12 protein-coding genes and 1 tRNA gene are annotated in these 12,182 nt (G+C 63.7%); 6 read left to right on the top strand and 7 right to left on the bottom strand.

The window, feature by feature from the left end:
• Positions 1-16: 16 nt before the first annotated feature.
• The gene (locus ACUXUR_RS07845; RefSeq protein ID WP_445501788.1) at positions 17-2,530 is read left to right on the top strand and encodes a caspase family protein; all 2,514 of its coding nucleotides are present in this window, start codon (positions 17-19) and stop codon (positions 2,528-2,530) included.
• A 68-nt stretch (positions 2,531-2,598) separates the two neighbouring features.
• Here ACUXUR_RS07845 and ACUXUR_RS07840 read toward each other — a convergent pair whose 3' ends face one another.
• The 3 genes from ACUXUR_RS07840 to moaA all read right to left on the bottom strand — a co-directional run bounded on the left by ACUXUR_RS07840 (position 2,599) and on the right by moaA (position 5,582).
• A complete protein-coding gene (locus ACUXUR_RS07840) occupies positions 2,599-3,465 on the bottom strand; it encodes an NAD(P)-dependent oxidoreductase (protein WP_445501787.1) in 867 nt (288 codons plus the stop codon).
• A 174-nt stretch (positions 3,466-3,639) separates the two neighbouring features.
• Complete coding sequence (locus ACUXUR_RS07835; RefSeq protein WP_445501786.1) at positions 3,640-4,374, bottom strand: transporter substrate-binding domain-containing protein; 735 nt, start codon at positions 4,372-4,374, stop codon at positions 3,640-3,642.
• A gap of 170 nt (positions 4,375-4,544) precedes the next feature.
• Positions 4,545-5,582, bottom strand: a complete 1,038-nt coding sequence (gene moaA, locus ACUXUR_RS07830) for a GTP 3',8-cyclase MoaA (protein ID WP_445501785.1) — start codon at positions 5,580-5,582, stop codon at positions 4,545-4,547.
• A 97-nt stretch (positions 5,583-5,679) separates the two neighbouring features.
• Between moaA and ACUXUR_RS07825 the strand changes: the two genes are divergently transcribed.
• On the top strand, positions 5,680-6,048 hold the full coding sequence (locus tag ACUXUR_RS07825; protein ID WP_445501784.1) for a gamma-butyrobetaine hydroxylase family protein: 369 nt from the start codon (positions 5,680-5,682) through the stop codon (positions 6,046-6,048).
• 220 nt (positions 6,049-6,268) lie between these two features.
• Positions 6,269-6,343, top strand: a tRNA-Val gene (locus tag ACUXUR_RS07820).
• 67 nt (positions 6,344-6,410) lie between these two features.
• On the opposite strand, the gene ACUXUR_RS07815 is transcribed toward ACUXUR_RS07820, so the two are convergent.
• On the bottom strand, positions 6,411-7,112 hold the full coding sequence (locus tag ACUXUR_RS07815; protein WP_445501783.1) for an HAD family hydrolase: 702 nt from the start codon (positions 7,110-7,112) through the stop codon (positions 6,411-6,413).
• 126 nt (positions 7,113-7,238) lie between these two features.
• On the opposite strand from ACUXUR_RS07815, the gene ACUXUR_RS07810 reads away from it, so the two are divergent.
• The 3 genes from ACUXUR_RS07810 to ACUXUR_RS07800 all read left to right on the top strand — a co-directional run bounded on the left by ACUXUR_RS07810 (position 7,239) and on the right by ACUXUR_RS07800 (position 9,013).
• Positions 7,239-7,661 carry a hypothetical protein gene (locus ACUXUR_RS07810; RefSeq protein WP_445501926.1) on the top strand — a complete coding sequence of 141 codons (423 nt, stop codon included), beginning with the start codon at positions 7,239-7,241 and terminating at the stop codon, positions 7,659-7,661.
• Between the two features lie 123 nt (positions 7,662-7,784).
• Positions 7,785-8,480: a ribose-5-phosphate isomerase RpiA gene (rpiA, locus tag ACUXUR_RS07805; protein ID WP_445501782.1), complete on the top strand. Its 696-nt coding sequence runs from the start codon at positions 7,785-7,787 to the stop codon at positions 8,478-8,480.
• A gap of 29 nt (positions 8,481-8,509) precedes the next feature.
• Positions 8,510-9,013, top strand: coding sequence for a DUF2059 domain-containing protein (locus ACUXUR_RS07800; protein WP_445501781.1), 504 nt, complete (start codon positions 8,510-8,512; stop codon positions 9,011-9,013).
• A gap of 71 nt (positions 9,014-9,084) precedes the next feature.
• Here the strand turns inward: ACUXUR_RS07800 and ACUXUR_RS07795 are convergent, their stop codons facing one another.
• The 3 genes from ACUXUR_RS07795 to ACUXUR_RS07785 form a co-directional block, all read right to left on the bottom strand.
• Positions 9,085-10,584, bottom strand: coding sequence for a tripartite tricarboxylate transporter permease (locus ACUXUR_RS07795; RefSeq protein ID WP_445501780.1), 1,500 nt, complete (start codon positions 10,582-10,584; stop codon positions 9,085-9,087).
• Between the two features lie 7 nt (positions 10,585-10,591).
• Complete coding sequence (locus ACUXUR_RS07790; RefSeq protein WP_445501779.1) at positions 10,592-11,062, bottom strand: tripartite tricarboxylate transporter TctB family protein; 471 nt, start codon at positions 11,060-11,062, stop codon at positions 10,592-10,594.
• Positions 11,063-11,128: 66 nt separating this feature from the next.
• Positions 11,129-12,100, bottom strand: coding sequence for a Bug family tripartite tricarboxylate transporter substrate binding protein (locus ACUXUR_RS07785; protein ID WP_445501778.1), 972 nt, complete (start codon positions 12,098-12,100; stop codon positions 11,129-11,131).
• Positions 12,101-12,182 lie beyond the last annotated feature (82 nt).

The following is a 12,182-nucleotide window of genomic DNA, read 5'->3' as shown; positions in this document are numbered from 1 at the left end:
GCGCATCGTGTACCAAATGAAGCGTGCTATCGTTTTCGCTATCTTCGTTCTAGCCTCTCTGGCTGGTTCGATGCCCTACGCCTCGGCTCAACAGCAACAGCAGCGCCTCGCGCTGGTAATCGGCCAGAGCGCCTATGACGGCCGCCAGCTTGCCACTGCCGCCAATGACGCGGGCCTCATCGCCCAGACGCTCACCAGCGCCGGGTTCGAAGTCGTCCAGGGTCGCGACCTGAACGCCAACGACTTGCGCAGTGTGGTGCGCGACTTCCTCGACAAGGCCCAGGCCCTCGAGGGCGATGCCGCCATCATGGTCTATCTCTCGGGCTATGGCATTCAGCTCGAGGGCGAGAACTATCTCCTGCCGGTCGATGCCCGCATCCGACGCGATGTGGATGTGCCGATCGAGGGTTTCCGCCTGTCGGACCTCGTCCGCTCTCTGGAGGGCACCCCGGCTCAGGCCCGCATCATCGTGGCCGATATGGCGCGCGATTATCCGCTCCCCGCCGGCAGCGATCCGATTGCTCGCGGCCTCGCGCTGATGGAGCCGCCCGCCGGTTACCTGATCGCCTTCTCCTCCGCCCCGAACATCACCACCGGCGATGCGCCCGGCCCTTATGGCCACTATGCCACCGCTCTGGCGGAAATGATGCGTCAGCCCGGCGTGCCGGTCGATGAAGTGTTCAACCGCGTCCGGCTCCGCACGCACGAGACCACGAAGGGTCTGCAGACGCCTTGGCACAAGTCTAATCTCGGCAACGTGCCTTTCGCGTTTTTCGAGCCCGAGGAATCCGCAGCCCTTCCTCCGCCGGTGCGAGAAGTGCGCCGCATCGAAGAGGTTCCTGCCGAAGAGGCCTACAACATCGCCGTCGAGCGCGACACGATCCAGGATTATCAGGCGTTCCTGCGCCGCTACCCTGATCATCCGCTCTCTCGCCGCGTCTCGGCGCTGCTGGCCGCGCGACGGGAGGCCATCGTCTGGCGCCAGACCGTCACCCGCAACACGAACGAGGCCTATTGGACCTATCTGCGCCGCTACCCGAACGGTCCGCACGCGGCTGACTGCCGCCGCAGGCTCGTGCGTCTCTCCGCACCGGTTGCTCCGCCGCCGGTGTTCGAAGAGGTCGTTTACGAGGATCTACCGCCTCCACTTCCCGTGGTGGAAACCATCGAGGTCGTCGACGTCGTGACGATCATCCGAGAGGTGCCCCCTCCGCCGCCTCCGCCGGTCTATCTGCTGCCGGATTATGAGGAGGATGTGGAGTTCGTCACGATCATCCGTGAACCGCCTCCGCCTCCGATCCTGGTCGGCGTGCTGCCGATCCCGGCTCCGATTCCGGTGCCGCGCTATGCTCGTCCGCCGCGCTCGTTCTATGAGCCTATCGCTCCTGTGACGCCACGCGGCCCTGTCGCCATTCCGGTGAGGCTGCCGCGGATCATCCCTCCGCGTGTGCCGACCACTCGAGAGCTTTCGGGTGCTCCGGACGCGCCTGAGCTCAGGCCTTCCCGCGGCCTTCGTCCAGAGCCGGTCGTGCCGCGTCAGCCCGGCTTGGCCGCTCAGCCGGAGCCGATTCCGGTTGCCGCACGTCCTGCTCCGCCGCGCGTGCCGACAACTCGTGAACTGTCAGGAGCACCGGACACGCCTCGGGTCCGTCAGCCCCGCCTGCCGAGCCGCCCGATCCCGGTTCCGACCGCTGCGCGGCCGGAGGTGGATCGTCCTGCGCCTGCGGCTCCCGGAGCCGCCGCGCCCGCGGCGCCGCGCCCGGCGGTGCCCGTTCCGTCGGCTTCCGGAAGACCCAATCCTGCTGTGGATGACAGGCCGGAGGCTGCCCCGAGGCCTTCGCTGCCAGCGGCACCGCGACCCGGTCGCCTACCTGTTCCATCGGCTCGGGATGTCCCTGACGCAGGACCGCGCCTGCCGCGCCCCGGACTGGTACAGGAGCGTCCCGCCGCAGCCCGCCCGGCGCGTCCTGATGTCGAGCGGGAACGTCCTGCGGCACCGCGCCCACTCCGTCCGAGCGTCGAGCGGGAGCGTCCTGTTGCGCCGCGTCTGCCGCGGCCGGGAGTGGATGATGATCGCTCGGATGGGCCTCGTCTGCCACGTCCGGCAATCAGGGAGGAGGAGCGTCCGCGTCCGCCTCGTCCAGCAGCACAACCCAGGCCCGAGCCTCGGATCGAGGTGGAACGTCCTGTGCAGCCCGCACGCCCGCGTGTGCCGCAGGTGCGGCCCGAACCGGAATTCAGGCCCGCGGCTCCGCGGGTGCTCCGGGCACGGCCTGAACCTGAGTTCAGGCCCGCGCCTGAGCAGAGGGAAATCCGGCCGCCGCGGCCGATGGTGCAGCCCCGCCCTGCTGCGCCTGAGGTCAGGTCGGCGCCTCCTGCAGCCAGGCCTCAGCCTGCCGCGCCCGCGTTCAGGCCCGCGCCCCCACGAGCACCGTCGGCCGGGCCTCAGCCCGAGAGGCCATCGGCTCCTGGAGCCGCGCCGAGCAGGCGTGGCTGCGAGCCCGGGAAGCCCTGTCTGCTTCGGGATTAAGTCAAACATAGCGAAAAGCGCCGGAGCCCTTAAAGCTCCGGCGCTTTTGATCGAACTTGCGGTGCGGCTTATTTTTCCAGCCGTGCGATGAGGCTCGACGTATCCCAGCGGTTGCCGCCCATCTTCTGCACGTCGGCATAGAATTGATCCACTAGCGCCGTGACCGGCAGGCTCGCGCCGTTCTTGCGCGCTTCGCCCAGCACGATCGACAGATCCTTGCGCATCCAGTCCACTGCAAAGCCGAAATCGAACTTGCCCTGGTTCATGGTCTTGCCGCGGTTCTCCATCTGCCAGGAACCGGCGGCTCCCTTGGAGATCACGTCCAGCACCGCCTCGATGTCGAGGCCGGCCCGCTTGCCGAAATGAATGCCTTCGGCCAAGCCCTGCACGAGGCCCGCGATGCAGATCTGGTTGATCATCTTGGTCAGCTGGCCGGCACCGGCCTCGCCCATGAGGCGGCAGGCACGGGCAAAGCTCATGATCGCCGGTTCGACCTTGGCGTAGACATCCGCATCGCCGCCGCACATCACCGTGAGCACGCCGTTCTCGGCTCCGGCCTGGCCGCCCGAGACCGGCGCATCGATGAAGGCAAAGCCCTTGTCTCGTGCCGCCGCATAAAGCTCGCAGGCGACTTCTGCGGAAGCGGTGGTGTGGTCGACGAAGATCGCGCCCTTAGGGATGCCGTGGAAAGCGCCGTCCTCGCCGATGGTCACCTGGCGCAGATCGTCGTCATTGCCCACGCAGGAAAAGACGATCTCCTGACCTTCCGCCGCCTCGCGCGGCGTTTTGGCGGCGCGACCGCCGTTCTCGGAAACCCATTTGTCGGCCTTGGCCACCGTGCGGTTATAGACCGTCACCTCATGACCCTTGGCCTTGAGATGCCGCGCCATGGGATAGCCCATCACGCCCAGACCCAGAAAAGCGACCTTCGCCATCGTATGCTCCCGTTTCGTCCCAGGATTTCTAGCGCATCGTGGGGAAAAGTGGACCCGGTTTTCCGCATCCAACAATGCGCTCTTCACAAGAAGGGGGCATCGGATGAATCCTCGGAGTGGTGTCCACTTTTCTCGTCCGATGCGTCAAACTGAAAGGGCAGGGGTCAAACGAATCTATTTGATATCGAAGGAAAAATATTTGGCGCGGATCCGGTCATAGGTGCCGTCCGCCTTCACCTGCGCGATGGCGCGGTTGAAGCGAGCGCGCAGATCCTCGTCTTCCTTGCGAAGACCGATCCCGTAAGCTTCGCGCCGATAGGCGGGCTCGGCCGGGGCGTCACCAAGCACATGGCAGCATTCGCCTTCGCGGCTTTCGAGGAACTTCGAGAGCAAAAGCTCGTCGCCGAAGACAGCATCGAGCCGTCCTACGAGCAGATCGAGATTGGCTTCCTCGGCTTTCGCGTAGAGGGCGATCTCGGAGTCCTTGTAGAACGCCTTGAGATAAGCCTCATGATCGCTGCGCTCGATGGTGCCGATCTTCTTGCCGGCAAGAGCCTGCGGTGTGACTTCACCGGGCTTGAGTTCCTTGGAGCCGATGAAGACAGCCGGAATGCGATAATAAGGGTCGGAGAAGGCAATCCTCTTCTGGCGCTTCTCGGTGATCTCCAGCGACGACATGATCGCATCGTATTCGCCGCGGATCAGGCCCTTGATGATGCCATCCCATTCATGCTGAACGAGCTCGCACTGGGTCTGCATGGCTTCGCAGAGGCTTTTCAGAAGATCGATCTCGAAACCCTGCAATTCGTTGCTGGTCGGATCGATGAAGTTGAAAGGGGGATAGGCGCCTTCAATCGCGACGCGGATCACAGGCTTCTGAGGGGACGTCGCTTCCTGAGCGGAAGCCATGGGAACGGCAAGTCCCAGAAAAAGACCTGCAAGTATTGCCAGTTTCCGCCCGAAATGAAACGCGTTCACAGTTCTTCAGCCCGCTTATGTAAGGCCGATATCACTCGAAAAATCTAAACAGTCAATCGACAGAAAGCACCAGTATTCCGACTTAACGTTCGCAGAATGACTTATCCTCCTGTCATGCTCATGTGACGGCTGACAGCAGGACGGGAGTGAGTCCGGTCGATGATGAAATCGTGCCCCTTCGGCTTGCGGGCAATGGCAGCCGCGATGGCCTGCGTCAGCAGAGCATCGTCCTGCGAGGCGCGAACCGGCGCGCGAAGATCGGCAGCGTCTTCCTGGCCCAAGCACATGAAGAGCTGGCCCGTGCAGGTGAGGCGCACGCGATTGCAGCTCTCACAGAAATTGTGCGTCAGCGGCGTGATGAAACCGAGCTTGCCGCCGGTCTCCGCCACCTTCACGTAGCGGGCCGGGCCGCCGGTGCGCTCCGGCAGATCATGCAGGGTGTAGCGTGCCTCGATCCGCTGTCTCACCGTTGAGAGCGGGAGATACTGATCCACGCGCTGACCGTCGATTTCGCCGAGCGGCATGACTTCGATGAGCGTCAGATCCATGCCGCGCCCATGGGCCCAATGAATCAGGCTCTCGATCTCGTCCTCGTTCACGCCTTTCAGCGCGACGGTGTTGATCTTGATCTTCAGCCCCGCTTCCTGCGCTGCATCGAGCCCCAGCAGCACCTTCGACAGATCGCCCCAGCGAGTGATCTGGTGGAACTTGTCGGGGTCGAGGGTGTCGATGGACACGTTCACGCGCTTCACGCCGTAGGACACAAGCTCCTGCGCGAAGCGGGCGAGCTGCGATCCGTTGGTGGTGACGGTGAGCTCGTCGAGGGCGCCGGTTTCGAGATGGCGGGACAGGGAGCGAAACAGGGTCATGATGTCCCGCCGCACCAGCGGCTCGCCGCCGGTGATGCGCAGCTTGCGCACGCCATGCGCGACGAAGACCGAACAGATACGGTCGAGCTCTTCCAAACTCAGCAGGTCGCGTTTAGGCAGGAACGCCATGTTCTCGGACATGCAATAGACGCAGCGAAAATCGCAGCGATCCGTCACCGAGACCCGCAGGTACGTAATGGCACGCCCGAAGGGATCCAGCAGAGGGGAGCCGGAGGAGGACGATTGAAACTGGATCGGTGCTCCCTGCATCAGGGGCCTGCCTCATGGTTGCGCGCGAAGATTTGCTTTAGACTTCATATGTAGAGAGCCATCGTCAAAGCACAAAGCCGAGAAGAGGTCCAACCCCATGACAATCGAGCGCTGGCCCACAGAGCTTCGTCTCGCCAAGGACAGGCGCAGCCTCCGTGTCGTTTTCGATGATGGAACGGCTTTCGACCTGCCTGCGGAGTACCTGCGCGTGACAAGCCCCTCGGCGGAAGTCCAGGGTCACAGTCCCGCCGAGCGCAAGACGGTCCCGGGAAAGAAGGACGTGGAGATCATCGGCGTCGAGCCGGTCGGTAATTATGCGGTCAAGCTCGTCTTCGACGATCTGCACGATTCAGGCATCTACGGCTGGGGCTATCTTTACGAACTCGGGGCTCAATACGAAGAGAAGTGGCAGGCCTATCTCGACGAGCTTGCCGCCAGGGGCCTCTCGCGCGAACGGCTGCGCTGAGCATCTTGAGCATCTATGGAAAAGGCCGGCTGGCATCGGTCTTCCGAGGCCCGCTACGGGAGTGCTTAGCGATTCCTGGCCCGACCGCGCCTTCTTTCGTCACTTTGTAACCGAGGCGTTAATGTCGCGCGGCCATAATCCGAATTTGAAAAATCTTCACGAGGTTCCCAAATCAGTGGCTTGACGCCGGGCCTTCGTCGCCATTAGAAGGCCCTGGTCAGGGCGCGTAGCTCAGCGGGAGAGCATTCGCTTCACACGCGAAGGGTCACAGGTTCAATCCCTGTCGCGCCCACCATTTTCTTCCTGATAACTGACATCCGGATCATCGCGCTCGCCACGGCAAGCGCGTGCGAAGCTGCGCGTCAGGCTGCCAGGGGCTTCATCAGCGCCTCGACGGCGGAAAACAGCTCGTCGAAATGATCGATCACGATATCCGGCTTGAGGTCCTGCACCGGAACGTCCGTATAGCCGAAGGGTACGGCCACGACCGGAATGCCTGCGTTCTGGGCCGTTACGATATCGGTGCGCGAATCCCCCACCATGATCGCTCGCGATGGATCGCCGCCCGCCCGCTCGATGGTCAGGGTCAGGTGCCGGGGATCGGGCTTGAAGTAAGGGAACGTGTCGCGACCGCAATTGGCCGCGAAGCGATGGCCGATCCCAAGCTCGTCGAGCAGCTTGATCGAATGCTCTTCGACCTTGTTGGTACACACGGCCAGGATGAAGCCTGCCGCCTCGAGCCGGTCGAGAGCTGCCGTGACACCGGGGAAAAGCTCGGTCCTGACACGGATATTTTCGCCGTAATGCACCATGAACTGCATGAAAAGCGTATCGAGGTGAGATGGCGTGAGCTCCTTGCCCGCAGCCTCGAACCCGCGCTCGATCAGTGCCCGGGCACCCGCGCCGATCATGTCGCGCGCCTTTGCGACGGGCAGCGGCGCGAGGCCTTCCTGCGCGAGAATGACGTTCAGCGTGCCCACGAGATCGCCGGCCGTATCGGCCAGAGTGCCGTCGAGATCGAAGACGGCGATGGGCGGGGCGATTTGCGGGGTATGAATGACCATGAAGCTCGGTTACCTGCTCAAAGCAAGGGAATCAGTTGATGGGAATGATATGGTGCCCAAGGTTGATTCGTTCTTACCGTTATGGAGTGATGAATGCGGCTTTTTGGTTGCACGGCGTTTCTGTCGATGGCCCTGGCAATGATAAGCCTGCCGGGTTCGGCCCTGGCGGCCTCTTATGATTTCGTGCCCGCGCCGCAGACAGACCTGAACCGGATCTACCGGATCGACCGGGTCACTGGCGAGGTCAGTTCGTGCCAGTATGGACTCCAGGAGGGCACTATCGGCGTCACCCTCTGCTTCAGCCCGGGCGAGGGGGCAGGGGCCCAGCAGCCTGGTGAATACGGGCTTGTCGCGTCCCGCCACGAGCGTGAAGGCGGCGTCTTCCGGGTCAATTACCGAACCGGCGAGATGAGCATCTGCTACGTTTTCGACGAGCGGGTGGTATGTACGCCGCAGGCGAGGCCATCTTCGGCCGCGTCCACACTGGCGCCTTCCGCTGCGACACCGAGCGTCAGCTCGGGTTCGGGAGCCTCTCCCCAGCGTCCTTAAGCCTACCCGCCGGGCCTTTGTGCTCTGCCAGATATGAAACCATCTTTCTTTTCAACATCCTCGCATGCTAGACGCGGGCCGTAGCCCTCTTCTCAAGCGGGGCGACATTGTTAGAGGTCCTCAGTGAGCGACAATCTCAAGCGTGCAGCAGCCGAAAGAGCGGCCCAACTCGTCACTAACGGCATGAGGCTCGGCCTCGGCACCGGCTCGACGGCGGCGCATTTCGTGGCGGCCATCGGCGAGCGCGTGCGTGGCGGCCTGAAGGTCGTCGGCGTGCCGACGTCCGAGGCGACCCGCGAGCAGGCGCAGCGCGAAGGCATTCCCCTCGCGACCCTCGACGAGATGCCGGAACTCGACCTGACGGTCGACGGCGCCGACGAGCTCGATGACGACCTGCGCCTCGTCAAGGGTGGCGGCGGCGCGCTGCTGCGCGAGAAGATCGTTGCTTCCGCCAGCCGGCGCATGGTCGTAATCGCGGACGGCTCCAAGCGCGTCGCGAAACTCGGCAAGTTTCCACTGCCTATCGAGGTCGTACCCTTCGGCCTCACGGCGACGGAGCGGGCTATCGCCAAGCTGCTGGAAAGCCTCAGCATGACCGGTGAGCTGCGCCTTCGCCGCGCCGCCGATGGGGCTCCTTACGTCACCGATGGAGGTCACTTCATCCTCGATGCCCATCTCGGTCGCATCGACAAACCCAATGTTCTCGCCTCGACGCTCAACAACATCCCAGGCGTCGTCGAGCACGGTCTCTTTCTTGGCCTCGCTACCGGCGCGATTCTCGCGACCGGGGAGGGGCTCGTCGAACTCGGTCAGCTCTGACCATCAGCCTTACGATTGGAGTCCCTTCTATGATCCGTTCCGCCTCACGCCTGGCCACGACTTCGGTTGCGCTGTTCATGCTGGCAAGCCCCGTCTTTGCGCAGCAGGCCCAGCCGAGCGCTACCCATCTGGCCGCTGCCCGCGAGGTTGCCGTCAGCTCCGGTCTGACGGGCGCTTTCGATGCCATGACCGATCCGCTTCTCAAGCAGCTTCAGCAGATGAACGTGACCCGCCCCGAGATCCGCCAGGATCTGGATCAGGTGGTTGCTCTCATTCGCCCTGAAGTCGAGCAGAAGAAGCAGGAGATGATCGACGCCACGGCGAAGATTCTCGCTGCGGGCATGAACGAGGCCGAGCTGAAGGAAGTCGCCACCTTCTACAAGTCGGCGGTAGGGCAGAAGTGGGTTCAGATCCAGCCGGGTGTCCTCGATGCCATCGTCCGCGACATGGCCATCTGGACCCAGAAGACCTCGGAATTCATCCTGAGCCGCGCCCGCGAGGAGATGGGCAAGCGCGGTCATGCGCTGAACTAAGATCGGCCAAGAGCGGCAGATATGAAAAAGGCCCGGTCTCCCGGGCCTTTTTCATTGGTTGCTTTGGGCTCTTAATCCTCGACGGCCTTGAAGCGCCCCAGGCCCTTCAGCATGAAGGGGAGGACGAGGGCGATCAGCGCGATTCCGAGCAATGTCGCCGAAATCGGACTTTGCAGAAGCACCATGGGATCACCGAGGCTGATCGACAGGGCGCGCCGCAGCTGACTCTCCGCCACGGGACCCAGAATGAGGCCCACTACCACTGGCGCAATCGGGAAGTCGAAGCGCCGCATCAGGAAGCCGAGCACGCCGAATACCGTCAGCATGATGAGTTCCACCGGCGACGGATTGGCGGCGATCGTACCCATGGTAGCGAAGACCAGGATGCCCGCATAGAGCCAGGGCTGCGGAATTGCCAGGAGGCGAACCCATACGCCGACCAGCGGCAGGTTCAGCACCAGCAGCATGGCGTTGGCGATGAACAGGCTCGCGATCAGACCCCAGACGAGGTCCGGCTTCTCGGCGAAGAGCAAAGGGCCCGGATTGAGGCCGTATTGCTGGAAGCCTGCCAGCATCATCGCCGCCGTGGCGGAGGTCGGCAGGCCGAGCGTCAGGAGCGGCACCAGGGTGCCCGCCGCCGAGGCGTTGTTGGCTGCCTCGGGACCAGCCACACCCTCGATCGCGCCCTTGCCGAAATCCTCCGGATGCTTGGTGAGCTTCTTCTCCGTCGCATAGGAAAGGAAGGTCGGGATTTCGGCGCCGCCCGCAGGGAGCGCGCCGATGGGGAAGCCATAGAGCGTCCCGCGGAGCCAGGGCTTCCAGGAGCGCTTCCAATCCTCCTTGGTCATCCAGAGGGAGCCGCGCACGGCTTCGAGCTTTTCCTCATGCACATGACGGCGCGAGGCAACATAGAGGGCTTCGCCCACGGCGAAGAGGCCGACCGCCAGGGTCGTCACTTCGATGTTGTCGTAGAGTTCCGGCACACCGAAGCTCAGGCGTGACTGGCCGGACAGGATGTCGATGCCGACGAGGCCGAGGAGCAGGCCGATGAACAGGCTCGTGAGGCCGCGGACCGGGGAATCCCCGAAGGTCGCCGAGACGGTGACGAAGGCCACGCACATGAGGGCGAAGTAGTCCTCGGGGCCGAAGCTGACGGCGATGTCGACGAGGTAGGGCGCGAGCAGCGCCAGTCCCAGGGTCGCGAAGGTGCCTGCCACGAAGGAGCCGATGGCGGAGGTGGCGAGCGCGGGCCCGCCGCGTCCGGCCTTCGCCATCAGGTTGCCTTCGAGGGCGGTGGCCATCGAGGCGCTTTCGCCCGGGGTATTGATGAGGATCGCGGTGGTCGAGCCACCATACATGCCGCCGTAATAGATGCCGGCGAACATGATGATGGAGCCCCCCGGATCGAGCTTGAAGGTGATCGGCAGGAGCAGTGCCACGGTGAGCGCCGGGCCGATGCCCGGCAGAACGCCGACGGCGGTGCCGAGAAGGACGCCGACGAGCGCGAACAGCAGGTTCATCGGCTGGATAGCTACAGCCAGGCCGTGGGCGAGGGAGACAAAGGCTTCCATGGGGGCCTCAGAGCAGGTGTTCGAGCGGCCCTGCCGGCAGGGACAGGGTCAGGAGCTTCGCGAAGAGCAGATAGATGAAGACGGCAATGACCGCTCCGATCAGGAGGTCCACCAGGAAGGCCCGGCGCCCGAAGGCCGCCGATGTGGTCGCGAAGAGAATGGCTGTGCCGATCATGAAGCCGCCGCCGATGGCGATGAGGGTGATCATGCAGGCGAGGCCGCCGAGGATCAGGATGATGGGCTTCCAATCGAGGCTATCACGCGCGGGGAGGTCGCCGCGGAGGGCTCCGATGCCGTTGCCGATAGCCAGGAGAGCCAGGCCGATGGAGACGATGACGGGCATGGCCTTCGGGCCAACGTCATAAGGAGACAAAAGCTGCAGCTTGGTCATGTCCCACCAGACCATGCCGGCCAAGGCAAGGAGAAGAAGGGCAATGACGAAGCCCGCTACGTCGATGCGTCGATGCTGAGATGACATAATGAATATCCTAAAAAAGCGCCGCGCTCTGAGAACGCGGCGCTTCAACGGGCATTATCGCGAAAATTACGACTTCACCAGTCCCACCGCAGTCAGCACTTCCTTCGTGCGGACGACTTCCTCGGTCAGGAGCTTGGCGAAGGCATCGCCCGACAGATAGGCATCTTCCCAGCCCTTGGCCTTGAGGATCTCCTGCCACTCCTTGGACTTGGCCATCTTGTCCATGGCCTCCGTCAGAGCCTTCTTCTGGTCGGCGGAGATGCCGGGAGGAGCCACGACGGCGCGCCAGTTGGCGATCTCGAGGTCGATGCCCTGAGCCTTGATGGAGGGAAGGTCAGCGGTGCCCTTGTTGGTCGGGGTCGTCAGGCCAATGAGGCGCAGCTTGCCCGCCTTGATCTGGCTTTCGAACTCGCCGTAGCCGGAAATGCCGGCCGTCACCTTGCCGCCGAGGATGGCCGCCAGAGCCTCGCCGCCGCCGGAGAAGGGGATGTAGTTGATCTTGGTCGGGTCGGCGCCGGCCGCCTTAGCGAAGAGCGCCGCAGCAATGTGGTCGACGCCGCCGGCCGAGCCGCCGGCCCAGGTGACCTTGGCCGGATCTGCCTTGATGGCCGCAGCCAAGTCCTTGACGGACTTGATCGGGGAATCGGCCGGAACGACGATCGCCTCGTATTCCGCCGTCAGGCGGGCGATGGGCGTCGTCTGGTCGAGCGTCACCGGCGACTTGTTGGTGAGCAGCGCGCCCACCATCACGTAGCCCATCACCATGAGCTGGTTGCCATCGCCTTTGGAGTTGTTCACCAGCTGGGCGATACCGATGGAGCCGCCGGCGCCGGGAACGTTGGTGACCTGCACGCTCTTGGCGATGCCGGATTGGGTGAGTGCCTGCTGCATGGAGCGTGCAGTCTGGTCCCAGCCGCCGCCGGGCGCAGCCGGGGCCATGATCTTCAGCTCCATCTGGGCCGCAGCCGATGTCACGAATCCTGCAACGGCAGCCGCAGCCAAGGCGCCGCGCCAAAGGCTCTTTCGAAGTTGGCTCATTCTGTTTCCTCCATGGGACTTAACGTCACGTCCGAGCGTGGTGCCGCCGACCGTAATGGCGCTTTTCTTGAGGGGCAAGCGT

It is taken from the genome of Microvirga medicaginis (assembly GCF_052658925.1).
The sequence above is the reverse complement of the archived record's forward strand: the minus strand, read 5'-3'. Positions and strand labels throughout refer to the sequence as shown.

Excerpts from the sequence above, each read along its gene's own strand:
- ACUXUR_RS07845 (WP_445501788.1), top strand. The coding sequence starts at position 17 with ATGAAGCGTGCTATCGTTTTCGCTATCTTCGTTCTAGCCTCTCTGGCT.
- ACUXUR_RS07840 (WP_445501787.1), bottom strand. The coding sequence starts at position 3,465 with ATGGCGAAGGTCGCTTTTCTGGGTCTGGGCGTGATGGGCTATCCCATG.
- ACUXUR_RS07835 (WP_445501786.1), bottom strand. The coding sequence starts at position 4,374 with ATGGCTTCCGCTCAGGAAGCGACGTCCCCTCAGAAGCCTGTGATCCGC.
- moaA (WP_445501785.1), bottom strand. The coding sequence starts at position 5,582 with ATGCAGGGAGCACCGATCCAGTTTCAATCGTCCTCCTCCGGCTCCCCT.
- ACUXUR_RS07825 (WP_445501784.1), top strand. The coding sequence starts at position 5,680 with ATGACAATCGAGCGCTGGCCCACAGAGCTTCGTCTCGCCAAGGACAGG.
- ACUXUR_RS07815 (WP_445501783.1), bottom strand. The coding sequence starts at position 7,112 with ATGGTCATTCATACCCCGCAAATCGCCCCGCCCATCGCCGTCTTCGAT.
- ACUXUR_RS07810 (WP_445501926.1), top strand. The coding sequence starts at position 7,239 with ATGGCCCTGGCAATGATAAGCCTGCCGGGTTCGGCCCTGGCGGCCTCT.
- ACUXUR_RS07800 (WP_445501781.1), top strand. The coding sequence starts at position 8,510 with ATGATCCGTTCCGCCTCACGCCTGGCCACGACTTCGGTTGCGCTGTTC.
- ACUXUR_RS07795 (WP_445501780.1), bottom strand. The coding sequence starts at position 10,584 with ATGGAAGCCTTTGTCTCCCTCGCCCACGGCCTGGCTGTAGCTATCCAG.
- ACUXUR_RS07790 (WP_445501779.1), bottom strand. The coding sequence starts at position 11,062 with ATGTCATCTCAGCATCGACGCATCGACGTAGCGGGCTTCGTCATTGCC.
- ACUXUR_RS07785 (WP_445501778.1), bottom strand. The coding sequence starts at position 12,100 with ATGAGCCAACTTCGAAAGAGCCTTTGGCGCGGCGCCTTGGCTGCGGCT.